The following is a 21,869-nucleotide window of genomic DNA, read 5'->3' on the forward strand; positions in this document are numbered from 1 at the left end:
TGAGTAAGTTCCCTCCTGTCGCGCCGTACGACCGTGCAAACAGCACGTCCGGCCGGGAGGGGAGCCCGCGTGCCCGGGATCGACGAATGCCTGCTCGAAGCCATGGCCCTGCCTGGTGCGCGGGGGGCCGCGCTGGTCGACTGGAGCAGCGGACTGGCCCTCGGCACCGCCGGGGAGTCGCCCGTGGGCGACCACGAGACCACCGCCGCCGAGACCGCCGAGCTGGCCCGGGCGGCCGCCGAGTACGAGTCCTTCGCCTCGACGGCGCCGGGCGATGACACGGCGGGACCGCCCGTCGAAGACCTGATCGTCACGACCCGCGCCGGGTACCACGTCCTGCGCTTCGTCGACACGAGCTTCGACAGCAGCGTCTTCCTGCACCTGTGGCTCGACCGTACCGAGGGCAACCTCGCCCTCGCCCGCCACAGACTCAGGACCCTGGCCGAAGGGCTGGTGCTCAGATGACCACCCCGGCCCCGGCCGCGAACACCTTCGCGGCCGTCTCCCCGCTCCTCACCAGGCTCGCCGCGGAACGCGCCACCGGCGCCCTGCTCCGCGACCGCGGCACCCTCTTCCTGGAGGACGGCCGCATCGTGCACGCGGAGAGTCCGGCCACCCCCGGCCTCGACGTCCTGCTCACCACCGGCGGCGGCCTCGCCCCCGAGCGCTGGCGCGAGGCGGTCGACCGGGCCGGCGCCCGCCGCCAGGTCGCCCGCTTCCTCGTCGACAGCGGCGGGCTCGCCGGCGGCGAGCTGGAGATCTGCCACCTCGCCGCCATCTTCGACGCCGCGTTCTTCGCCCTGTCACCCGGCAGCGGCCCCTCCCGGTTCCGCCGCGGCGCCACCCACTGGATCGGCTCGGTCCGCTCCGTGCCCGCCGCCGCCGTCGAACGCGAGACGCGCCGCCGCAGGGAACTGCTCGACGCGGTCTGGCCCTACCCGCTGCTCGACACCGCCCCCGTGGTGCCCCGGGCGGCCGCGCCCGGCCAGACGGTCAGCGCCCGGCAGCGGATCCTGCTGCGCGAGACCGACGGCGTGCGCACCCCGGCGGACCTCGCGTGGGTGCTGGGCCGGCCCGCCTTCCACACGCTGCTCGACGTACGCCGCCTCGCGGCGGCCGGACTGGTCGAAACCCCGCACACCCCGGCTCCGCCGCCGGTCGCGGTACCCCTGCCCGACTGGATGACCCAGGCCCAATCCCCGGACGTGGCGCTGCTCCGCCGGTTACGCGACGCACTGGAGGCAAGCCTGTGAGGCTCCCGCTGCGACCGGCCCTGCGCGCCGACCGCTCCGAGCGGAGACAGCCCGAAAGGAGAAAGGCCGACATGAGTACGGTGCCCCCCGAGGCGGAGGCCGAGATACTCGCCGAGCTCCGCAGGCTGCGGGCCCGGGTACCCCAGCTCACCGGTGCGCTCGCGGCGAGCGCCGACGGCTTCGTCCTCGCCCAGGACAGCGCCGCCGCCGAGGCCGAATCCGTCGCGGCGCTGACCGCGGCCGCCCTCGGGGTGGCCCAGCGGCTGAGCGACAGCACCGGGCAGGGTGCGTTCCGCGAACTGCTGGTGCGCGGCGAGGACGGATACGTGGCCACCTACGCGGCGGGCACGGCGGCCGTCCTCACCCTGACCGCGGAGCCCCGCGTCAACGTCGGGCGCCTCCACCTGGAGGCACGCCGCTCCAGCCTCCGGATAGCCGAGCTGATCGACCACACCCTCGGGCGGCGCGGCTCCGGCGTCCCGCCGCTGCCCCCGCTGCCGCCCGCTCCTCCCACCTGACCCCGGACGAATCCACCGGACCGAACCGGAACCTGCACCACGACAGCGAACGACTGACGTACGACACAACGAACGACACAACGAACGAGGAAAGAGGAACCCCTCATGGCAAACGTCGAGACCACGCTCAAGGAAGCCACCACCACGATCGAAGGCGCGCTCGGCGCGGCCCTGGTCGACTACGGCAGCGGCATGGCCCTCGGGACCGTCGGAGGCGGAAAGGACCTCGACCTCGCGGTCGCCGCCGCCGGCAACACCGACGTGGTCCGGGCCAAGGTCCGCACGATGGAGATGCTCGGCCTCAAGGACGAGATCGAGGACATCCTCATCACCCTGGGCAGCCAGTACCACCTGATCCGTCTGCTGAAGGGCCGGGGCACCTCGGGCTTCTTCCTCTACCTCGCCCTCGACAAGAAGCGGGCCAACCTCGCGATGGCCCGCCACCAGCTGAAGAACATCGAGGCAGACCTGGAGGTCTGACCCGGAACCGGGACGTCGAGGTGGCGGGCGGCTTAAATCTTTGCCGTCCGCCCCGGCGATCAGCCGTGGTATGCCCGATAAGGGAGGAGTTCATGATTCTGCCACCTAGTAGGATGCTGTGAGCAGCTGATCATCGATAAAGCACAAAACGCTGGAGAACCCGCCACCCATGCCCCCGCGCCTGAGCATCGTCGTCCCCGTCTACAACGTCGAGCTCTACCTCGACGAGTGCCTGGAATCCATCGCCGCTCAGACCTTCGGCGACTTCGAGGCGATCCTCGTGGACGACGGGTCCACGGACACCAGCGCCGTCATAGCCAAGGCCTTCGCCGCCCGGGACAAGCGGTTCCGCGTCGTGATGCAGGAGAACGCAGGCCTCGGCGCGGCACGCAACGTCGGCGCCCGCCACGCCCACCCGGACAGCGAGTACCTGGCGTTCGTCGACAGTGACGACACCATGCCGGACTACGCCTACCAGCGCATGATCGACGCCCTCGACGAGACGGGCTCCGACTTCGCCGGAGGCAACGTCAAGCGCTTCCGCTCCGTCGGCATGCAGCAGTCCTGGGGCCACCGGGCGGCGTTCGCCAAGACCCAGCTGAAGACCCACATCTCCAAGTTCCCGGCGCTGGTCACCGACCGCACCGCGTGGAACAAGGTCTACCGCCGCACCTTCTGGGACGAGCACGGCTTCCAGTACCCGGAGGGCATCCTCTACGAGGACGCCCCGGTCAGCATCCCCGCGCACTACTTCGCGTCCAGCGTCGACATCATCAGCGACTGCGTCTACCACTGGCGCGTCCGCGAGACGGGCGAGCGCTCGATCACCCAGCGCTCCACCGACCCGATCTCCCTGATCGACCGCGTGAAGTCCGTCCGCCTGGTCCGCGAGTCCCTCAAGGCCAAGCAGGGTGCCAAGTACGTCCGTTACCTGCGCGACTACGACTACAACGTGCTGAGCGAGGAACTCCCGCTCATCTACAAGTACGTCGCCGAGGGCGGCGCCGACTTCCGCGCCGCCTTCGTCAAGGAGGTCGGCGGCCTCGTCCGCGAGATCGGCACCGGCCCCTGGCCCGACCTGACCGTCGCCGACCGCCTCAAGGCCTACCTGGCCGGCGAGGGCCGCGTCGAGGACTTCATCGCGCTCCTGCACCACCAGCGCGACTACCACTACAGCGTGCCGGTCAAGGGCCTCGCCCGCCCGCAGGCCGACTACCCCTTCCTGCAGGGCCGCCCGCCGGTCCCCGCCAGGGTCCTCACCCTCGGCCCGCGCGAGCGCCGGGTCGTCAGCCGCCTGGAGCAGGCGGCCTGGGCCGACGGCAAGCTGCAGCTGCGCGGCTACGCCCTCCCCGGCCACCTCGGCGCGGAGAGCCGCCTCGGCTCGCGCAAGATGCTGGTCTTCCGCGAGGGGGGCAAGCGCCGCCGCTCCGTCGTCAGCACCCGTACGGTCGCCTCCCCGATGGCCACCGTGAAGTCCCCGCACCTCGCCCTGCGGCACGCCGACTGGGCCGGCTTCACCGCCACCGTCGACCCCTCGATCTTCCAGTCGGGCGGCAAGTGGCGCGAGGGGATATGGACCACGTCCATCGCCGTCACCGGCGCCGGCGGCCTGCACCGCGCCCGCCTGCGCGGCGGCGAGCACGACACGGGCCAGAACCCGCCCCCGTACTGGGTGGCCCCCGACGTCCGGATCGTCCCGGCCGTCTCCGGCGCCCTCACCATCCAGGTGGAGATCGCCCGCGCCCGCGCCCTGGACGTCCACCCCGCCGGTGACGACGCCGTCGAGATCACCGGCGAGCTCTCCGCCGAGGCCGGCACCGCGTCCGCACTGCGGGCCGTCCACGTCACCACCGGCGCCGTCCTCAGCTTCCCGCTGGAGACCGCCGCGGCCCGTTCCGGCCGCGTCCCGTTCACCGCGCGCGTCCCGCTGGCCGACCTGGCCGCCGTGGCGGACGCCGAGGTAGAGCCCGGCGAGTGGGCCCCCGAGCCCTGGAGCCTCTCCGTGCTCGGCGCCGACGGCACCGAGCACCGCCTGGTCCACGACGAGCGCGGCGGCTTCAACGGCCTCGTCCTGCCCCTGCCCGGCGAGAGCGGCGACCGCGCCCTCTTCGCCAAGCGCGGCAACACCGGACACCTGACCCTCTCCGTCCAGCCCTCCCCGCCGCTCGTCGACGAGGTCACGGCCGAGGACGGCACCGTGACCCTGCGGGGCCGGTTCGTGGCGCCCGCCGACGAGCCGTACGAGCTCGTGCTGCACAACGCGCACGGCGTGGAGTTCAGCTACCCGGTCACCCGTGACGGCGACGCCTTCACGACCACCTTCCAGCCCGTGCTCCCCGAGGCGTACGCAGGCCGGACCACGATCCCCGAGGGCCGCTGGTGGCCCACGCTGCGCCCGGCCGCCCAGGGCGGAACCACCGCGGGCCTGCTCGGCGTCGACCGCGGCGCCCCCGTGCAGATGGGGCCGGGCCTGCTCTTCGCCGGCCCGCACCCCTTCAGCACGCAGGGCCGCCGGATGCGGATCGAGACCCGCTTCCACGACCGCATGGTGCTGGTCGCCGACCCGCTGCTGAGCCCGCACGACCGTTCGCACTTCGCCCAGCGCGTCGCCCGGTTCGAGACCTACCCGGCGCAGCGCGCCCTGCCGGTCAAGGACATCGTGGTCTATGACACCTTCCAGGGGCACGGCGCCGGCGACTCGCCGCGCGCCATCCACGAGGAGCTCGTGCGCCGCGGCGAGAAGCTGGAGCACATCTGGCTGGTCCGTGACGGCCGCACCGAGGTTCCGTCGACCGCCCGCGCCGTGCAGTACGGCAGCGTGGAGTGGTGGGAGGTGCTGGCCCGCGCCCGCTACGTCGTGACCAACGACAACGTGCCGCAGCTCTTCCAGCGCCGCGCCGGCCAGGTCGTCGTACAGACCTGGCACGGCACGCCGATCAAGCAGATCGGGCACGACTTCGTGCACGACTACTACACGAGCCCGGAGATCCTGGAGGGGCTGGAGCACGACAGTGCCCAGTGGACCCTGCTGGCCTCCCCGAGCTCGTACGCCACCCCGATCCTCAAGCGTGCCCTCGGCTACGACGGCGAGGTCATCGAGGCCGGCAGCCCGCGTACGGACGCACTCGTACGGCCCGACGCCGAGCGGATCGCGGAGGTCCGGAGGCGGCTCGGCCTGCCCGAGGGCAAGAAGGTCGTCCTCTACATGCCGACGTGGCGGGAGAACTGCGAGGGCTGGTCGGGCGGCTACAAGCTCGACCTGCGGATCGACCTGGAGCAGGCCCGCCGTGAGCTGGGCGAGGACCACGTCCTGCTGGTCCGCGGCCACCACCACGTGACCGAGCAGGTCCGCGAGGGCGTCCGCGACGGCTTCGTCGTCGACGTGTCCCGCTGGCCCGACGCCACCGACCTGATGCTGGTCGCCGACGTGCTGATCTCGGACTACTCCTCCGCGATCTTCGACTTCGCGCACACCGACAAGCCGATCCTGCTCTTCACGTACGACCTGGCGCACTACCGCGGCACGCTGCGCGGCTTCAACTTCGACCTGGAGGAGAAGGCGCCCGGCCCGCTGCTGGCGGACTCGGCGAGCCTGATCGAGGCCGTGCGCAACGCCGACGAGGTCGGGGCGCGGTACGCCGAGGCGCGGGCGGCGTTCCGCGAGGAGTTCTGCGACCTGGACGAGGGCAACGCCGCCGAGCGCGTGGTCGACCGCATGCTCGCCATGGGCGCGGCGCCCGCGAAGTAGGCCGTACGGGCGAAATTCCCGGCTGAACGCGAACCGGCCCCGGGCCCACCGATGAATTTCGGGCCCGGGGCCGGTCTGTATGTGAGGAACGGTATCCACCGTCCACACACCGGCCTGGAGGCAGAGATGAGCGGCAACGGTTTCACCACGTGTCTGTGGTTCGACGGGGACGCGGAAGCGGCCGCCGAGTACTACGTGTCCGTGTTCAAGGACGGCAGGCTCGGCCGGATCGCCCGCTACACGGAGGCGAACCCCGACGCGGCGGGATCGGTCATGACCGTCGAGTTCGAGATCAACGGGCAGAGGTTCGTCGGTCTCAACGGCGGACCCCAGTTCTCCTTCACCGAGGCGATCTCCTTCATGATCGACTGCGCCGACGAGCCCGAGGCCGACTACTACTACGACACGCTGACCAAGGACGGCGGCCAGGAGTCCGCCTGCGGCTGGGTCAAGGACAGGTTCGGGGTGTCCTGGCAGGTCATCCCGCCCGGTGTCGTCGACCTGGTCAGCGACCCGGACCCGGAGCGCGCCGCCCGGGCCATGGCCGCGATGATGCGGATGAAGAAGCTGGACGTGGCCGAAATGCGCCGGGCGGCCGACGCGGTGTAGCACCGCAACCGCCGGGGCGATGCGGTGGTCTTGTCGTCGGCGCGGTCCCGAATCCTGCTCAGCCCGCCGCGATCCGGGCCAGCAGCGCGGGCAGGGCGGTGCCGATCGGCTCGCGGACGACCTCGTCGGCCAGCGCGTCGTACGGGGTCTTCTCGGCGTTCACGATGATCAGCCGGGCTCCGGCCTCGGCGGCCATCCCGGCCAGTGAGGCGGCCGGCTGCACCTGGAGGGTGGAACCGACGGCGATGAAGACCTGGCACCCCTTGGCCACGGCCATGGCCTGCCCCAGCACCACCGGATCGAGCCGCTGCCCGAACATCACGGTCGCCGCCTTCAGGATCCCCCCGCACGCCGTACAGGCGGGATCCGGTTCCCCGGCGGCGACCCGGGCCAGTGCCTCGTCCATGCCCGAGCGGGCGTGACAGGCCGTGCACACGACCGACCGGGCGGTGCCGTGCAGCTCGAACACCTTGCGCGCGGGCATCCCGGCGAGCTGGTGCAGCCCGTCCACGTTCTGGGTGACGACCCGGACCGGGGTGCCGCCGCGTTCGAGTGCGGCCACGGCCAGGTGCGCGGCGTTCGGCCGTGCTCCGAGGGCGGCGAGTTCGGCCCGCATCAGCCAGGACCGGCGCCGGATCTGCGGATCGGCCATGTAGTACGCGTACGTCACGAGCTTCTCGGCGTCCGGCTCCCGGCGCCACAGGCCCTGTGGCCCCCGGTAGTCCGGAATCCCGGAGTCGGTGGACATCCCGGCCCCACTGAACACTGCGACGAGCGGCTTCCCCATGCACCGACCCTACGTACCGGCGCCTCGCGCCCGCGACCGCATTTCCGCGCCCCGGTCGCGCCCCGTTCGTACGCCGGTCGCACCCCGGTCACGCCTCGACCGCGCGCCCGCCGCGAGCAGGACGTGAGCGGACCGAGTGCAGGCCGCGAGCGGGCCGGAGGGTCGTTTCTGCGGTGAATCCCGCCCCCCACAGGAGTGAGATCCGCGCGGCTCCCTCCCCGTGCAGCGGCCAGCCGGGTACAAAACCGGGCATGATGCTCAAGCCGCACAGCCTTGGCGCCCTGCTGGTGACCCTGCTCGCGCTGCCGGCCCTGCCGGCCCTGCCGTCCGCCCCCGCCCACGCGGCGCCGCCCGCGCACGTCGCACCCGTCGCGCCCGTCGCGATCGCGGAGGCGCATACCGCCGATCAGATCAGCCGTTTCCTCGCCACCTTCTACGGGCAGCACGGCCCCTCCCCGCACGACCGCGAGTACAACGTCTCGCAGACCCTCAAGGACAGACAGCAGCTGAACACCGATTCCGACGTCCTGCTCTGCTCCCAGAACAAACCGCAGAGCATCGGTATCGGCCCGGTCACCGTCGCCCAGGCGGCCGGGGTCGGCTGGGCCACCGTCACCACCCAGTGGGCCGAGGGGGTCACCGATACCTTCACCGCGTACGTCCGCCTCGACTCCACGCCCATCCGGCTCGACGACGTCATCTGCGCGGGCTGACACCCGTACGGTGAGCCGCGGGGCCTTCCGTAGGGTGGGCGCATGCCGACGACGACCGCGACCGCCACCGTCCTCCACTGCCGCGACCCGATGAACGAGCGCCGGGCCGACGCCCACTTCGCGGCGGAGGCCCGGCAGCTGCGCGCCGCCGGCGGCACGGTCCTGCTCGTCGACCACGACGCGCTGCTCGCCGGGGACCCCGAACGGGCGGTGGCGCGGGTGCCCGAGGGGGCGGGTGCCGTCTGGTACCGGGGCTGGATGGTCCCCTCGGAGCGGTACGCCGCACTGGACGCGGCCCTGCGCCGGCGCGGCGCCGAACTCGTCGTCACTCCCGAGGCGTACCGCAGGGCGCACGAACTCCCCGGCTGGTACGGGACCTTCACCGGCCTCACTCCCGTCAGCGGCTGGCTGCCGGCCGCCCCCGGAGAGGTCCCGGACCCGCGGCGGCTCGCGGCTCTCGCCGCGGGCCTGCCGCCGGGCGCCGCCGTCGTCAAGGACTACGTGAAGTCCCGCAAGCACGAGTGGGGCGAAGCCTGTTACGTGCCCGACCTCGGCGACCCGGCCGCCCTGCACCGGGTGGTCGCACGCTTCGTCGCCCTCCAGGACGAGTTCCTCGCGGGCGGGGTGGTGCTGAGGGCCTTCGAGACCTTCGTCGCGCCGCCGGCGGAGGCCGCGGAGGTGCGGGTCTGGTGGCGGGACGGGGTGCCCCGGCTGGTCACCGCCCACCCCGACAGTCCGGTCGCCGAGGTCCCGGAGCTCCCCGAGCCGGACCTCGCACCGGTCCGGGCGGCCGTCGGGGCGCTGGACTGCCCCTTCGTGACCACCGATCTCGCGCTGCGCGCGGACGGGGTCTGGCGGGTCGTCGAAGTGGGTGACGGACAGGTCAGCGACCTTCACCGGCAGGCCGATCGGACCGCTTTCGTCAGGCTCTTGACGACTGATCAGACGCTCCTGCGTACACCGTCCGCATCTGGTACAACACCGGCATGACGGGATTCGAGATCACCGGCGCGAGCGCCGCCGACATGGAACTGATGCGCGGCTGGGCCGACGAGGAGGGCTGGAACCCGGGGGACTCGGACCGGTTCGCCTTCGCGGTAGCCGACCCGGAGGGCTTCCTCGTCGGCCGGCTCGACGGCGAACCGGTGGCCTGCGTCTCCGCCGTCCGGTACGGCGCCGGCTTCGGCTTCATCGGCTTCTACATCGCCCGCCCCGCCTTCCGCGGCCAGGGCTACGGCATCCGGCTGTGGGACGCCGGGATGCGGCGCCTCGACGGCCGGCTCGTCGGACTCGACGGGGTCGTCGCCCAGCAGGACAACTACCGCAAGTCCGGCTTCCGTCACGCCTGGAACAACGCCCGCCACGAGGGCGTCCCGCAGGGGGTCGACGACGGCAGGGCCGGGATCGCGATCGTCGACGCGGCCTCGCTGTCCTTCGGTCTGCTCGCCGCCTACGACCGGCGGTTCTTCCCCGAACCGCGCGCCGCCTTCCTGTCCGCCTGGACCGGGCTGCCCGGCCGGACGGCACTGGCCGCCGTCCGCGACGGCCGGATCGAGGGGCTCGGCGTGATCCGCCCGTGCAGCGCCGCCCACCGGATCGGCCCGCTGTACGCGGCCGATCCGGCGGTGGCGGCCGCGCTGCTGAGGCGGCTCGCCGAGCACGCGCCCGGTGGTCTGGTCTCCGTGGACGTGCCGGACGTGAACCCGCGGGCCACGGAACTAGCCGCCGGCCTGGGCCTGGTCCCGGTCTTCGAGACCGCCCGGATGTACACCGGCCCGGTCCCGGACCTCGCGCTGACCGAGCTGTTCGGGGTGACCAGCCTCGAACTGGGCTGCGCACGGAGGGTGCCTGGCCGCGTCACCCGTGTGGTGCGCACGGCACCTGGGGCCGGACGGCGGTCGCACGGCGCCGCCCGGCCCTTCGTGCCGTGCAGGATCAGAAGTCGAACAGCACGCCGGTGGTGTTCCGGAAGCCGCACGGATTGGCGAAGGTGTACGTGTAGTTGAGCCGGCGGCCCTGCCACACCCCGTCAGCCGTCACCGTCATCGGGTTCCACTCCCTGGTACACACCGCGTCGGCGGCCGGGGCCGCGAGCGCGTCCAGCCGGGAACCGTTCGCGCGTAACTCGGCGCACGCGGCGACCGGGTTCGGGTGCGTCCCGCCCGGCGTCGGCGAGCAGACGAGAGTCACCGCACGCAGCACCGTGCCGCTTCCGGCGTCCTGACCGGCCGTCACGCCGAGCACGAGCGCGGACGGCGCGTACAGGCTCTCCGTACCGGTCGGCGCGGCTCCGGCCGTACCCGGCCAGGCCAGTGCGGTGAGCGCGGTGAGCGCCATGGCGGCGGAACCGAGCCCGAGACCCCTTGCGATGGACCGCATTTCGAACACTCCCTTGGGTTGGCGTTTCGGATAGCGGACAGAGTCTTGCCCACGCGGGCCGCGAACGCCCGTTCGCACCCCCATTTTTCGTCACCCATCGTGTACGGATGAGCGCAGACCGCAGCCGCGTGAACGAGCTGACCTGTGCGGGAGCAGCCCGCCGAATCGGCCGAACACCGACACGAAATCCCCCCGAAACCTTTGAATTTCCGGCTGTGATCGGCCCGGACGGGGCCCCTCCGGCTCCGGCAAGTCCACCCGTGGGACGTCCTCGGGGAGACCGTCGCGGCCTGCGCGGCCCTCGCGGGGTCGCCGCCGTCACCCCGGCCGCGCAGGTCCTGCGACGCCGCCCGGCCGAACGGGCCGGCGTGCACGACTGAGGGGTGTCCTGCCGATCGGCAGGACACCCCTTGGCGCGCCTCAACGAGGCGTTGTCCGGACGGAAGACGCCGGATCAGGAAGCGGAGTGGACCGAGCCGGTGCTCGTGCCGCTGGAGTCGCCCACGAAGCAGGTGACCTCGCGGTCGCCGAACGCCCAGGTGCTGGGCTGCGGGTAGTAGTAGAACACGCCGAGCTTGTCCGAGACGTTCGCGTTCTTGCCCACGTAATCGGTCAGCGCCGTACCGGAGCACTTCTCCTCGGCGATCGAGACGACCTTGTCCTTGCCCGGGTACGCACCGTCGTCCAGGTTGAAGACGGCGAACGCCTCGCCCTCGTGCGGCTGGTCGCAGGGCACGATCTTCACCGAGTAGCCGGCCTGGCCGCCGTCCTCGTCCTCGTACTCCGCCAGATCGCCGCCCGTGGTGAAGCAGTCGCCCTTGCGGATGTCCTGCACCTTGCTGGAGCCCGACCCGGTGACCTGGCCACCGGTGTCGCGCTTCGGCGCGGGGCCGGTGTCCAGCGCCCCGGCCAGCCCGAAGACCAGCACCAGAACGGCGCCCACGATGCTCACGCAGTGGACGACGATGGCCGCGATGGCCAGACCCTTGCCCTTCTCGCCCCGGGTGCGGATCTGGGAGAGGGCGATGATGCCGAGGATCAGCGGAACCAGCGGCAGCGCGCAGACGAGCGACATGACGAACGCGACGATGGCCAGCGCGTTGGTCTTCTGCGATACCGGCGGCTGCCCCTGCCAGCCCTGCGGGCCGCCGTACGGCCCCGGTTGCCCCGGCTGACCGTACGGTCCCGACTGCGGGTAGGGCTGAGGGGACGACGGCGGCTGCGGTGGTATGGACATGCGTGTGGAGCTCCTTGCTCAGAGGGTGAGACGCAACCACCAGCCAGGCGTGACGTCGCGGCCGGCGACGGGCACCACGGATCGGACCATACCGATACATAGCTGCCCATGGTTTTATGTCGCGCCTACGCTACCCTCTGAGACGGCGGGAGTTGCCGTGGGGTCGGGATGAAGAAACCCGCAGGGGCGTGCGGCGGGGCTCAGTTCTGCGACTGGAGTGCCTTCGTCAGGAGTCCGCCGCCGACGATCAGGGCCACACCGAGCCACCACACGGTGCCGTCGAAGACGAGGACGGCGATCCCGATCGGCACCAACAGCCCGGCCAGGGGCAGCAGCAGCCCCGCCAGGCGCAGCGGTTCGGGCGCCTGGCCGGCCGCCTCGCGGGCGGCGCGGGCCCGGACCACGTCCGGGTACCAGACGGTGAAGCGGAGCGCCGCGACGATCGCCAGGATCTGGATGATCCAGCCGGTCCAGATGTTGTTCGGGTTGTGCAGGACCAGGTCCCCGTACGCGCCCGCGATGGCCGCCACCAGGAAGGCGAGTCCCCACACCGCCGTGATGACGTAGTTGGTGCGGACGAAGCCGGGCGTGTGCCACAGGGCCGGATCGACCTGCTCGCGGGCGTACTGGAGGGTGAAGGGCATCCCCACGGCCATCGAGCCGAAGGCGATCACGGCGAGGGTGATGTTCGCGACCTCGCCCGCGTACGTCTCCAACCACCGCAGCGTGCCCTCGCTCGCGAGGGCGCCGACCACGGCCAGCGCGGCGAAGAACACCACGTCGGCCACTTCCAGCAGCTTCCAGGAGCTGCCGCGGTTGATCACGCGGCTCAGGACGACCAGGGCCACGGCGGCGGCCAGGGCGATCCCGACCGAGATCTCGAAGCGTCCCGGTCCGACCAGGAGGGAGAAGAGGATCCAGGGAGCCATCCCGACGATCGGGTTCTCCAGGAATCGGGACACCGGTCCGCTGCCCGTGCCGTAAGCCTCGGTTCGCACCCCTCCATCGTGCGCGGCCGTCCGCCGACCGGCCATTCGGGCACCGGACCGCCGATCCGGGACCCGTACGGCCGGCTTCACCGGCCCGGCGGCCAGATCCGAACGAGACGGCCCTAACCCGCCGCGCTCAGGCGGGGGGCGTACAGATCCAGCAGCCGGGTGCGGGTCTGCTGGAGCCGCATCGCGAGCACGCGCCCGACCCAGTGCCCGATCGCGGACCCGAACGCGGGATCGGCGTCCATCAGTATCCGTACGGCCGCCGCGTCGAACTCGTACGCGCGCACCGGCGTCATCGCCTCCGCGCCGAGCTGCCACACGTACGGCGGGAACAACCAGGACCAGCCCACCAGCTCACCGGGGCCGAGGTTCTCCACGGCCGCGGGCCGGCGGCCGGCCACGGGGATCTCCAGGGTCACCGTGCCGGAGCGCACGATCCAGAAGGACTCCGCCCGGTTTCCTTCGTCGAAGATCCGCGCGTTCTCCGGGAAATTGACCTCGCGGGCCTGGGACATCAGACGTCCACGATGCTCCGTGGACAGGACGGCAGCGATGCGGATGGGGGAAGGTGTGCTCACGACGGCCTCCGATCACGACCCCCCGGCGACGCTCCTGCCCTCCCAGTGTCGCTGACACCCGCCCGATCCCGGCCGGCCCGGACCGTCTTTCTTCCGGACCGGCCGCAGAACCCTTTCCTCCGGCCACCCGGGCGGGCCCCGTTGCCCGACGTCGGCCCGCAGACGGGTCCTATTCCCCATCGTTCGCCTCCAGGCAGGCCAGCTCCATCGCGTCCAGCACCGCTTCGTGGCTGCGCCCGCTGAGCTCGGCGACGTTCTCGATCTGCGCCGTCGCCCAGGCGGCCAGCGTCATCACCAGCACCCGGAGCCCGTCCGTGCCGTGCTCGGCCAGGATGGCGTCGGCGACGACCATGGCGTCCTCGGGAACCTGCTCGGGCGGCTCCAGGCCCGCGAGGCCGCGCAGCATGGTGAGGGTACGGCGGGAGATCTCCGGGGTCATCCCCGCCAGCCGCATGTCTTCTTCTTCGTCCATCCGCCCCACCTCCGGTGCCGTGCCCATCACCTCAGGGCACGGTAGAGGCGCGCGGGCCCGCGCGGGGGCGTTTCCGCGGTGTGACCCTGCGTGACCCCCGAACGGGCGGGCGTTCAGTGACCGCGCCGCAGGCGGTCCTTCCCCGAGCGCCCCGCCAGGGTGATGGCGAGTGCGAGGAGGACCAGTACCGCCGCGACCGCGAACGTGACCCGCATGCCGACCGCGACGGCGTGCGGGCCCGCCGTCGTGATGTCGGTCGTCGCCGACGCGAACGCGAACACGGCGCCCATGACGGACGCACCGGTGACGAGCCCGAGGTTGCGCGAGAGGTTGAGCATGCCCGAGACGACGCCCCGCCGATCGGGGCCGACGTCCGCCATGACGGCGGTGTTGTTCGCCGTCTGGAACACCGCGTAGCCGGCGGTGAGGACCGTGAGGGGCACGACGTAGCCGAGGACGCCGGAGGTCTCCGGCACCACGGACAGGGCGAGGGCGCCGAGCGCCGTCGCGCAGAGCCCGGCGGCGGTCGTCCGCGGGGCACCGATCCGGTCCACGACGCGGCCGGCCGGTACCCCGGTGAGCGCGGCGACCAGCGGACCGGCCGACAGCACGAGTCCTGCGAGGACCTCGTCGAGCCCGAGCGCGCGCGGGAGAGGTAGAACGGCCCGACCACCAGCGTCGCCATCACCACCGTCGAGACGAGCGCGCTCGTGGCGAGGCCCGCGCGCAGCACGGGATCACGGATCACCGTCCCCCGGATCAGCGGTGCCGCCGCTCGTGCCTCGGTGCGTACGAAGAGGGCCACGCCCAGGGCGGCGGCCGACAGCAGGGCGAGGTTGACCGGGCCGAGGCGGCCGTGGCCGAGGGTCATGGCCAGCGCGTAGGCGGCGAGCGTGAGCGCGAACAGCAGGGTCCCGAGGTGGTCGAAACGGGGCCGGCCGGCCCCCGCCGTCCTCTGCCGGTCGACGGGCAGATGGCGGTGGGCGAGGAGGAACGTCAGGAGGCCCAGCGGCACGTTGACGAAGAAGATCGCCCGCCAGCCGGGCCCGGCGATCAGGGCGCCGCCCAGCGAAGGGCCCAGCGAGGTGCCGACCGCGGACATCGTGCCGAGCAGCCCCATGGCGCTGCCGGTGCGCGCCTTCGGGACGGTCTCCCCGACGAACGCCATGGTGAGGGCCATCATCACGGCCGCGCCGAGCCCCTGCGCCGCCCGGGCGGCGATCAGCAGCCAGAGCGTGGGCGCGGCGCCGCACCCGACCGAGGCCACGGTGAACAGCAGGATCCCGCCCAGGAGCAGCCTGCGGCGGCCGATCAGGTCACCGAGGCGGCCGACGCTCACGATCAGGGTGGTGATGGCGAGCAGATAGGCGAGGACGATCCACTGGACCTGCTGGAAGGACGCGGAGAACGCCTGCGCCAGGGTCGGCAGGCCGACGTTCGCGATGCTGGTGCCGAGCGAGGACAGCAGCATCGAGAGCGACAGGCCGGCCAGCACCCCACGCACCGCCGGTGCCTGCCGCCCCGCCGTGGCAGTGGCGGTGGTGGCGGCGTACGGCTGTCCCTGTGCGGGTCTGGAATCACTGTGTGGGCTCATGCCGGGAGCGTGTCCGCCTCGGCGCACGAGCGGCAAACCTTGTTGCCGTTTCCGGGACGGCGCGATGGAATGGGGGCATGGCGAACGACCGCACGGACAAGCCGGCACCCCACCAGGCGGTACTCGACGAGGTCGCTCCCCGGCTGCGACGGCTGCGCGCCCAGCGTGGCCTCACGCTGGCCGCGCTCTCCGAGACGACGGGCATCTCGAAGAGCACCCTCTCCCGGCTCGAATCCGGACAGCGCCGCCCCAGCCTGGAACTGCTGCTGCCGCTCGCCAGTGCCTACCGCGTGCCCCTGGACGACCTCGTCGGCGCACCCGAAGTGGGGGACCCGCGGGTGCGGCTGACGCCCCGCACCATGCCCAACGGCGGCACGGCCGTCCCGCTCACCCGCAGCATGGGCCCCCTCCAGGCCTTCAAGATGCTCATCACCGACCGCGGCACCGAACCGGACCCCCGTACGCACGAGGGGTACGAGTGGCTGTACGTGCTCGACGGCCGGCTGCGGCTCGTCCTCGCGGACCACGACCTGGTGCTCGGCCCCGGCGAGGCCGCCGAGTTCGACACCCGGCTGCCCCACTGGTTCACCAGCGCGGACGGGCGGCCCGTGGAGATCCTGAGCCTTTTCGGGCGCCAGGGGGAGCGGATGCACCTCCGCGCCAAACCGCGCGCGTGACGGCGGCGCCCGCGCAGCCCGGCGCGATTTGGCATCCGATGTGTCAAGTGGGATGAACCGAGCGCAAAATCGCCCTAAGGTGCGCCCGTACGCATGGTCGCGGACTGCTGTTCGGCTGTTTTCGGCCATGACTCACCCGGCCGCGCCACACGGCCGCACAGCACACCGAACTGGGGGGTTCATGCGTAGATCCAGAAAGCTGGCGGCCGCTCTCGCCCTGTCCCTGGCCGGAACCGGCGCAGGGCTGGGCCTCGGCCTCGTCCCCCAGGCGGCGGCCGTCACCCCGCCCGTCGCCTTCACCGCCGACCCGCTGTCGACCTGGCAGCCCGACGGCGTCGTCTGGGCCCTCGCCGAGGCGGGCGGCCAGGTCTTCGCCGGCGGCACCTTCTCCACCGTCCGTCCGCCCGCGGGCGGCGCCGGCAGCGAGCAGCCGGCCGTGAACTTCGTGGCCCTCGACGCCGCGACCGGCGCCCCGACCTCCTGCAAACTGTCCTTCACCATCGCCTCCGGCAGCGCCACGGTCCGCGCGCTCGCCCTCTCCCCGGACAAGACGACCCTGTACGCGGGCGGCTACTTCGGCGCCGTCAACGGAACGGCCGTGTCCAGCCTCGCCGCCATCGACGTGGCGAGCTGCACGGTGAAGACCGGCTTCCGCCCGGCCTTCGCGGCCACCGTCCGCGCCCTCGCCGTCACCGACGACACCGTCTACGCGGGCGGCGACTTCCTCAGCGTCGCCGGCCGGCCGCGCGAGCGCTTCGCCGCCGTCGGCGCGGCCGACGGCGCGCTCAAGCCCTTCACCGCCAACGCCGACGAACCCGGCCGCGCCGTCGAGGTCACCCCGGACGGCAACAGCGTGGTCCTCGGCGGTGACTTCTTCACCGTCAACGGTACGAACACGCACGCGCTGGCCGTCGTCGACGCGACGAGCGGCGCGCTCACCACGTCGTACGCCGGTTTCATCGAGGCCAACTCCGTCGTCAAGGACATCGCCACCGACGCGACCGGCTTCTACACCGCCAACGAGGGCACCGGCGGCGGGGTCTTCGACGGCCGGATCGCCCTCAACCTCGGTGACTTCGGCCAGCGCTGGCGCGACACCTGCCTCGGCGCCACCCAGGCCGTGCTGCCGTACCAGGACGTGCTCTACAGCGCCTCGCACGCACACGACTGCTCCAGCGTCGGCGAGTTCCCCGACGGCCAGCGCCACCACCTGCTCGCCCAGCCCACCAGCGGCACCGGCAAGCTGGGCTGGGCCCCCGACACCAACGACGGCGTCGGCGAGGGCATCGGCCCGCGCGTGATGACGGTCGGCTCCAAGGGCGGCGTGCAGTACCTGTGGGTCGGCGGGGAGTTCACCACCGTCAACGGCGCGGCGCAGCAGAGCCTGACGCGCTTCGCCTCCACCGGGGACACCGGGGCGCCCACCGTGCCCGTCGCGAGCGCGGTCGGCTTCAAGCCCGGCGAGGTCCAGGTGCGCTGGCGCACCAGCCTCGACCTCGACGACAGCGCGCTGACCTACAAGATCTACCGCAACGGCGCGGCCGCGCCCATCGCCACGGTCACCGCCGACTCGCTCTTCTTCAAGCGCCCCCAGGCCTCCTGGACCGACACCACCGCGGCAGCGGGCCAGTCGTACACGTACCGGGTGGCGGCCACCGACGCGGCCGGCAACACCAGCGCCCTGTCGGCCACGGCGAGCGTGACCGTCCCGGCCCAGGTGGACGGCTACCCGAACCAGGTCCGCGCGGACGGAGCCCAGCAGTACTGGCGCTACGACGAGTCGGCCCTGCCCTTCGCCGCCGACTCCTCCGTCTCGGGCAACCAGAGCGGCGTGCACCTGAACGCCCCCGCCCTGCGGCAGGGCCCCGGCGCGGTCTCCGGCGCGAGCACGGCGATCGGCTTCAACGGCACCGACACCCAGGTGTACGGGGACAAGCGGCAGACGGTGGGCGGCACCTACACCATCGAGACCTGGTTCAAGACGAACACCACCCGCGGCGGCAAGCTCCTCGGCTTCGGCAACAACCAGGCACGCGGCAGCAATCAGTACGACAAGCACATCTACATGACCAATGACGGCCGGCTGGTCTACGGCGTCTACACCGGCGCCACCCGCACCATCGCCACCAGCGGCGCCTACAACGACAACCAATGGCACCACGTCGTCGCGAGCCAGGGCCCCGGCGGCATGACCCTCTACGTGGACGGCGCCCAGAAGGGCACCCTGAACGTCACCACCCACGAGAACTTCTCGGGGTACTGGCACGCCGGTGGCGACAGCCTCGGCGGCTGGCCCGACCGCCCCACGAGCGAGTACTGGGCGGGCCGGCTCGACGAAACCGCCGTCTACCCGACCGTCCTGAGCGCCGCGCAGGTCCAGAACCACCACGCCCTCGCCACCGCCCCGGCCGACTCGGTCGTCCAGGTCGCCGCCGCGGAGGACACCTACGCCAACGCGGGCGCGCCCGCGACCAACTACGGCACCTCGTCCTCACTCGCCGTGCGCGGCACCTCCTTCTACGCGAGCTACCTGCGCTTCGACCTGCCGGCCGCGCCCGCGGGCACGGCCTTGAAGTCGGCCACCCTCAGCGTGAAGACCAGCACGATGAGCGGCGCCGGCACGACGGACACCGTCTCGGTCGTCCCGGTCACCGGCTCGTGGAGCGAGGGCGGGACCACGTACAACAACCGCCCGGCCCCGGGCGGCCCGCCACTCGGCGGCTTCGCGGGCATTCCGGACGGCAGCGCGGTGCACACCACCGCGCTCACCACCGCGACGGTCGCGGCGGCGCTCGGCGACGGCTACGGCCTGGCACTGACCAGCAGCGGCACGGACGCCCTGTGGCTGTGGTCCTCGGAAGCGCAGGCCAACGAGGGCACACCGCAACTGACCTTGACCTTCGGCGCACCGTGACCTGAAGGCAAACCGCACATGAGGGGGCACGGACCGTTCCGGTCCGCGCCCCCTCGTGCGTGAAAGGCCCCCGGCCGACGGCGCGGACCTCACGCGCGCATGGGCACGGGCCTGACGGGAACGTGCGGGGCGTGACCGACATTCCCCGCACCGCATCATGTCGAGGCGGCGGCCCTCCCGCCCCCGCCACCGCCCTCGTGGCGCGCACCCGCGCCGAGTTGCGGAGTACGGCCGTCCGCGTCTGGACGGACAATCTCGCCGACCACGCGGCCGCCCTCACCTACTACGCCCTCCTGGCGCTGCTGCCGGCGCTCGTCATCGCCGTCTCCCTCGTGGGGCTGCTGGGCGGGGCGACGAGGGACCGGCTGATCACCGACCTCACCGCGTACGCCCCTCCGCAGTCGGCGCAGGTGCTCCGGGACGCGCTCGGAGGCCTCACCGCGGAACACTCGTCGATGTGGGCCCTGCTCCTCAGCGGCGTCGCGAGCGCACTGTGGTCGGCGTGCAGTTACCTGGCGGTGTTCCGCCGCGCCCTGCACACGATGCACCAGGTGCCCGATACGCGACGTCCGCTCCGCGCGGCCCACATGCTGCTCATCAACGCCGCGTTACTGCTGACCCTGCTCGTCGTCGGCGCCGCGGGGCTGGTCATGTCCGGGCCGCCGGCCCGATGGGCCGCACGGGCCGCCGGGGGAGGCCCGGACACGATCGCGCTCCTGCGCTGGCCCGTGCTGCTGGTGGTCGTCACCCTCCTGGTGCTGGTCCTCTTCCGTACCGGCCCGGCCCAGAGCCGGGGGGTCCGCCAGGGACTCGCCGGCGGCGTGCTGGCGGCGCTGCTGTGGCTGGCCGCCTCGGCGCTCTTCACGCTCTACACGGAGCTGGACACGTACGGCCGCCTCTACGGCTCGCTGGCCGGCATCGTGGTCTTCGTCATCTGGCTCTGGTTCGCCAACCTGGCCCTGCTCACCGGGGCCCAGTTCAACGCGGAACGGGCCCGGGAGCGGGAGCCGGCGGCGCCTGACGACTACCTCTGACGCCGCGCCCGTCGAGCCCGCCGAGCGGTGCGGGCGAGCACGGCGGCGGCCAGTACGCCGGCCGCCGTGGTCAAGGCGGTCCGGTTGGTCCGCGCCATAGTCACGGCCCGACCCGCCCCGGCCCGCGCGGAGGCAAGGACGGGATCAGGAGTCCTGGCCTCGACGAGATGCCCGACGTGCACGGCGGTGTCCCGCAGCCGAACGGCGGCCCGGGCGGCCTGCCGACGGAACTCGGTCGAGGTGGAAGCGTTGTTGCCCTGCGATGTGATCGTCATCGGGGTGCCCTCTCCGTCAAGTTCTCCGTGTTCGGACGCCGCGCGGGTACCCGCGTTCGGGCGGATGACGCGGGCGAGACGGCGGTTGCCGGGGTTTCGGACGCCTCATCGAGGCCAGACGTCAAGAAGAGAAACGGACTACGAGGAAGGAGCACTCCCATGACGACGATGGTCCTGCTGATCGCCCCCGTGGTGTTGGCCCTGCTGCTCGTCCACCGCAGGGACGGGCACCGGGCCCGCCACCGGGCGAGCCGGTTCTGACACGCGTCCCGATCCGTCCGGTCAGGCGTCACACGAGAGCGCGAGCGAGGTGAGCGCGGTGTCCATGCGTGCCAAGGGGTGGGCCACGTCCTTTCCCGTACACCGAGGGGTGCGCGAGGCCCGCCGGTGGACCGCGGAACACCTGGACTCCCTGCAGTGGACGACGGACGCCCCCGACACGGTCCACTCCGTCCTGCTGACGGTGTCGGAGCTCGTCACCAACGCGCACATCCACGCCCGCAGCAGCGCGGGGCTGGTACTCACCTGGGACGGCCGGTGCCTGCACGTCAGCGTCGCCGACAGCGACCCGTGCCTGCCGGCCCCGCGCGACCCCTCACGCGAGGCGACCTCCGGACGGGGACTCGCCATCATCGACGCACTCGCCGACGAGTGGGACGCGCATTCCTTCCACGGCGGCAAGACGATCACCGCCTGTTTTCATCCCCGCGTGACACCCGCCCCGCACGCCGGGGCGGGTCCTCGGGGTGCGCCCGCGGGCGATTCCCCTGACGCGTGACGGAGAGTTCGGGCTCCAGCCCCTCCGCGAGGCCCGTCCGGCGGCGTCCGCTGTCGGCCCGCCAGGCTTCGAAGACGAGCGTCGTGGCCGTGACCACGACGAGCCCGAGGAGCCAGCCCCCGACCACGTCGCTGACCCAGTGCACGCCCAGCGCCACGCGGGTGTAGCCGACGCCGAGCACGCTCGTCACCGCCAGCGCCCAGGGCAGGGGCCGCCAGGCGGGCGGCACCAGCGGGAGCAGGACCAGGAGCAGCACCGCGCAGGACACCATGGCCGTCATGGCGTGCCCGGAGGGGAAGGAGAATCCGGGCGCGTGGGCGACGGGGTCGGGCAGGTGCGGGCGGGCCCGTTCCACCACGCTCTTCGTCAGGAACCCGAGGAGGGCGCCGGTCGTCGCGGTGACGGCGGCCCAGGTCGCCAGGCGCCACGCGCGGCGCCTCAGCAGCCACACCACCAAGGCGGCCACCAGGAGCCGCATGGTCACCGGGTCCCACAGCACGTCCGTGAGGAACCCCAACACCCGCACCCGCCGCGGGTCTTCGAGGGCGGCACGGTGGAGCCGCTCGGCCGTGTCCCGGTCGAGCCGGTAGAGCGGGGGCCACCGGGACTCGACGAGCACGAGGGCGAGTACGAACGGCACGGTCACGACGGTCGTCGCCGTCACCGTCAGCAGGAGTCTCGTCCCGAAGGCCGCGTCGGGCCCGGAGCATCCGGCCAGGAACGAGCGGGCTGTGCGGCGTGGGGAGCGGGGCGGGCGCTGTGCCATGGGCATGCGGCTTTCGGTCGGGGGCCGTTCGGTCGGAGTGGTTCGGTCGGCGTGACGGTCGG

General features: G+C 72.5%; 21 protein-coding genes and 2 pseudogenes. 13 read left to right on the plus strand and 10 right to left on the minus strand.

The features are described 5' to 3' along the window. Positions 1-69 precede the first annotated feature (69 nt). From ACZ4VT_RS02270 to ACZ4VT_RS02295, 6 genes are all read left to right on the plus strand, one after another. Positions 70-465, plus strand: a complete 396-nt coding sequence (locus ACZ4VT_RS02270) for a hypothetical protein (RefSeq protein ID WP_362799953.1) — start codon at positions 70-72, stop codon at positions 463-465. After that, positions 462-1,253 (plus strand): transcriptional regulator, encoded by a 792-nt coding sequence (locus ACZ4VT_RS02275; protein ID WP_467945828.1) that lies wholly within the window; start codon positions 462-464, stop codon positions 1,251-1,253. The genes ACZ4VT_RS02270 and ACZ4VT_RS02275 overlap by 4 nt, the downstream gene beginning before the upstream one ends. 71 nt (positions 1,254-1,324) lie before the next feature. Continuing rightward, entirely contained in the window at positions 1,325-1,771 is a 447-nt protein-coding gene (locus ACZ4VT_RS02280) for a roadblock/LC7 domain-containing protein (protein WP_467945829.1), read from the plus strand. Between the two features lie 105 nt (positions 1,772-1,876). Then, positions 1,877-2,251, plus strand: coding sequence for a hypothetical protein (locus tag ACZ4VT_RS02285; protein ID WP_467945830.1), 375 nt, complete (start codon positions 1,877-1,879; stop codon positions 2,249-2,251). A 169-nt stretch (positions 2,252-2,420) separates the two neighbouring features. Further along, entirely contained in the window at positions 2,421-5,999 is a 3,579-nt protein-coding gene (locus ACZ4VT_RS02290) for a bifunctional glycosyltransferase/CDP-glycerol:glycerophosphate glycerophosphotransferase (RefSeq protein ID WP_467945831.1), read from the plus strand. 126 nt (positions 6,000-6,125) lie between these two features. Then, positions 6,126-6,608, plus strand: coding sequence for a VOC family protein (locus ACZ4VT_RS02295; RefSeq protein WP_467945832.1), 483 nt, complete (start codon positions 6,126-6,128; stop codon positions 6,606-6,608). Between the two features lie 58 nt (positions 6,609-6,666). Here ACZ4VT_RS02295 and ACZ4VT_RS02300 read toward each other — a convergent pair whose 3' ends face one another. After that, complete coding sequence (locus ACZ4VT_RS02300; protein ID WP_467945834.1) at positions 6,667-7,395, minus strand: SIR2 family NAD-dependent protein deacylase; 729 nt, start codon at positions 7,393-7,395, stop codon at positions 6,667-6,669. Positions 7,396-7,646: 251 nt separating this feature from the next. Between ACZ4VT_RS02300 and ACZ4VT_RS02305 the strand changes: the two genes are divergently transcribed. The 3 genes and pseudogenes from ACZ4VT_RS02305 to ACZ4VT_RS02315 all read left to right on the plus strand — a co-directional run. Next, positions 7,647-8,108, plus strand: coding sequence for a hypothetical protein (locus ACZ4VT_RS02305; protein WP_467945836.1), 462 nt, complete (start codon positions 7,647-7,649; stop codon positions 8,106-8,108). 42 nt (positions 8,109-8,150) lie between these two features. Further along, positions 8,151-9,098, plus strand: coding sequence for an ATP-grasp domain-containing protein (locus tag ACZ4VT_RS02310; RefSeq protein ID WP_467945837.1), 948 nt, complete (start codon positions 8,151-8,153; stop codon positions 9,096-9,098). Further along, positions 9,095-9,940, plus strand: a pseudogene (locus tag ACZ4VT_RS02315) (GNAT family N-acetyltransferase); the annotation flags it as partial. The gene ACZ4VT_RS02310 and the pseudogene ACZ4VT_RS02315, both read left to right, overlap by 4 nt. A gap of 103 nt (positions 9,941-10,043) precedes the next feature. Here the strand turns inward: ACZ4VT_RS02315 and ACZ4VT_RS02320 are convergent. From ACZ4VT_RS02320 to ACZ4VT_RS02350, 7 genes and pseudogenes are all read right to left on the minus strand, one after another. After that, on the minus strand, positions 10,044-10,487 hold the full coding sequence (locus ACZ4VT_RS02320) for an SSI family serine proteinase inhibitor (RefSeq protein WP_467945839.1): 444 nt from the start codon (positions 10,485-10,487) through the stop codon (positions 10,044-10,046). Positions 10,488-10,941: 454 nt separating this feature from the next. Continuing rightward, the gene (locus tag ACZ4VT_RS02325) at positions 10,942-11,724 is read right to left on the minus strand and encodes a DUF4190 domain-containing protein (protein ID WP_467945840.1); all 783 of its coding nucleotides are present in this window, start codon (positions 11,722-11,724) and stop codon (positions 10,942-10,944) included. A 200-nt stretch (positions 11,725-11,924) separates the two neighbouring features. Continuing rightward, positions 11,925-12,722 (minus strand): hypothetical protein, encoded by a 798-nt coding sequence (locus ACZ4VT_RS02330; protein WP_467945842.1) that lies wholly within the window; start codon positions 12,720-12,722, stop codon positions 11,925-11,927. 113 nt (positions 12,723-12,835) lie between these two features. Beyond that, positions 12,836-13,297 (minus strand): Crp/Fnr family transcriptional regulator, encoded by a 462-nt coding sequence (locus ACZ4VT_RS02335; RefSeq protein ID WP_467945844.1) that lies wholly within the window; start codon positions 13,295-13,297, stop codon positions 12,836-12,838. A 169-nt stretch (positions 13,298-13,466) separates the two neighbouring features. Further along, positions 13,467-13,769 (minus strand): hypothetical protein, encoded by a 303-nt coding sequence (locus ACZ4VT_RS02340; protein WP_362799906.1) that lies wholly within the window; start codon positions 13,767-13,769, stop codon positions 13,467-13,469. 113 nt (positions 13,770-13,882) lie between these two features. Beyond that, positions 13,883-14,380, minus strand: coding sequence for an MFS transporter (locus ACZ4VT_RS02345; protein WP_467945845.1), 498 nt, complete (start codon positions 14,378-14,380; stop codon positions 13,883-13,885). A 101-nt stretch (positions 14,381-14,481) separates the two neighbouring features. Further along, positions 14,482-15,363, minus strand: a pseudogene (locus ACZ4VT_RS02350) (MFS transporter); the annotation flags it as partial. A gap of 77 nt (positions 15,364-15,440) precedes the next feature. Between ACZ4VT_RS02350 and ACZ4VT_RS02355 the strand changes: the two are divergent. From ACZ4VT_RS02355 to ACZ4VT_RS02365, 3 genes are all read left to right on the plus strand, one after another. Beyond that, positions 15,441-16,040 (plus strand): helix-turn-helix domain-containing protein, encoded by a 600-nt coding sequence (locus tag ACZ4VT_RS02355; RefSeq protein WP_467945847.1) that lies wholly within the window; start codon positions 15,441-15,443, stop codon positions 16,038-16,040. 181 nt (positions 16,041-16,221) lie between these two features. Continuing rightward, positions 16,222-18,954, plus strand: a complete 2,733-nt coding sequence (locus ACZ4VT_RS02360; RefSeq protein ID WP_467945849.1) for a DNRLRE domain-containing protein — start codon at positions 16,222-16,224, stop codon at positions 18,952-18,954. A 131-nt stretch (positions 18,955-19,085) separates the two neighbouring features. After that, positions 19,086-19,988: a YihY/virulence factor BrkB family protein gene (locus ACZ4VT_RS02365; protein ID WP_467945850.1), complete on the plus strand. Its 903-nt coding sequence runs from the start codon at positions 19,086-19,088 to the stop codon at positions 19,986-19,988. Here the strand turns inward: ACZ4VT_RS02365 and ACZ4VT_RS02370 are convergent. After that, positions 19,979-20,263, minus strand: a complete 285-nt coding sequence (locus ACZ4VT_RS02370) for a hypothetical protein (protein ID WP_467945851.1) — start codon at positions 20,261-20,263, stop codon at positions 19,979-19,981. The two genes, ACZ4VT_RS02365 and ACZ4VT_RS02370, sit on opposite strands and share 10 nt — an antisense overlap. A 325-nt stretch (positions 20,264-20,588) precedes the next feature. Here ACZ4VT_RS02370 and ACZ4VT_RS02375 point away from each other — a divergent pair, with 325 nt between their 5' ends. Then, positions 20,589-21,041 carry an ATP-binding protein gene (locus ACZ4VT_RS02375; RefSeq protein WP_467945920.1) on the plus strand — a complete coding sequence of 151 codons (453 nt, stop codon included), beginning with the start codon at positions 20,589-20,591 and terminating at the stop codon, positions 21,039-21,041. On the opposite strand, the gene ACZ4VT_RS02380 is transcribed toward ACZ4VT_RS02375, so the two are convergent. Next, complete coding sequence (locus tag ACZ4VT_RS02380) at positions 20,950-21,813, minus strand: phosphatase PAP2 family protein (protein WP_467945853.1); 864 nt, start codon at positions 21,811-21,813, stop codon at positions 20,950-20,952. The two genes, ACZ4VT_RS02375 and ACZ4VT_RS02380, sit on opposite strands and share 92 nt — an antisense overlap. Positions 21,814-21,869: the final 56 nt, after the last annotated feature.

The organism is Streptomyces sp. NPDC029164 (assembly GCF_055563995.1).

Excerpts from the sequence above, each read along its gene's own strand:
- ACZ4VT_RS02320 (WP_467945839.1), bottom strand. The coding sequence starts at position 10,487 with ATGCGGTCCATCGCAAGGGGTCTCGGGCTCGGTTCCGCCGCCATGGCG.
- ACZ4VT_RS02375 (WP_467945920.1), top strand. The coding sequence starts at position 20,589 with ATGCGTGCCAAGGGGTGGGCCACGTCCTTTCCCGTACACCGAGGGGTG.
- ACZ4VT_RS02305 (WP_467945836.1), top strand. The coding sequence starts at position 7,647 with ATGATGCTCAAGCCGCACAGCCTTGGCGCCCTGCTGGTGACCCTGCTC.
- ACZ4VT_RS02370 (WP_467945851.1), bottom strand. The coding sequence starts at position 20,263 with ATGACGATCACATCGCAGGGCAACAACGCTTCCACCTCGACCGAGTTC.
- ACZ4VT_RS02340 (WP_362799906.1), bottom strand. The coding sequence starts at position 13,769 with ATGGACGAAGAAGAAGACATGCGGCTGGCGGGGATGACCCCGGAGATC.
- ACZ4VT_RS02290 (WP_467945831.1), top strand. The coding sequence starts at position 2,421 with ATGCCCCCGCGCCTGAGCATCGTCGTCCCCGTCTACAACGTCGAGCTC.
- ACZ4VT_RS02380 (WP_467945853.1), bottom strand. The coding sequence starts at position 21,813 with ATGCCCATGGCACAGCGCCCGCCCCGCTCCCCACGCCGCACAGCCCGC.
- ACZ4VT_RS02285 (WP_467945830.1), top strand. The coding sequence starts at position 1,877 with ATGGCAAACGTCGAGACCACGCTCAAGGAAGCCACCACCACGATCGAA.
- ACZ4VT_RS02325 (WP_467945840.1), bottom strand. The coding sequence starts at position 11,724 with ATGTCCATACCACCGCAGCCGCCGTCGTCCCCTCAGCCCTACCCGCAG.
- ACZ4VT_RS02300 (WP_467945834.1), bottom strand. The coding sequence starts at position 7,395 with ATGGGGAAGCCGCTCGTCGCAGTGTTCAGTGGGGCCGGGATGTCCACC.
- ACZ4VT_RS02360 (WP_467945849.1), top strand. The coding sequence starts at position 16,222 with ATGCGTAGATCCAGAAAGCTGGCGGCCGCTCTCGCCCTGTCCCTGGCC.
- ACZ4VT_RS02295 (WP_467945832.1), top strand. The coding sequence starts at position 6,126 with ATGAGCGGCAACGGTTTCACCACGTGTCTGTGGTTCGACGGGGACGCG.
- ACZ4VT_RS02310 (WP_467945837.1), top strand. The coding sequence starts at position 8,151 with ATGCCGACGACGACCGCGACCGCCACCGTCCTCCACTGCCGCGACCCG.
- ACZ4VT_RS02275 (WP_467945828.1), top strand. The coding sequence starts at position 462 with ATGACCACCCCGGCCCCGGCCGCGAACACCTTCGCGGCCGTCTCCCCG.
- ACZ4VT_RS02280 (WP_467945829.1), top strand. The coding sequence starts at position 1,325 with ATGAGTACGGTGCCCCCCGAGGCGGAGGCCGAGATACTCGCCGAGCTC.
- ACZ4VT_RS02355 (WP_467945847.1), top strand. The coding sequence starts at position 15,441 with ATGGCGAACGACCGCACGGACAAGCCGGCACCCCACCAGGCGGTACTC.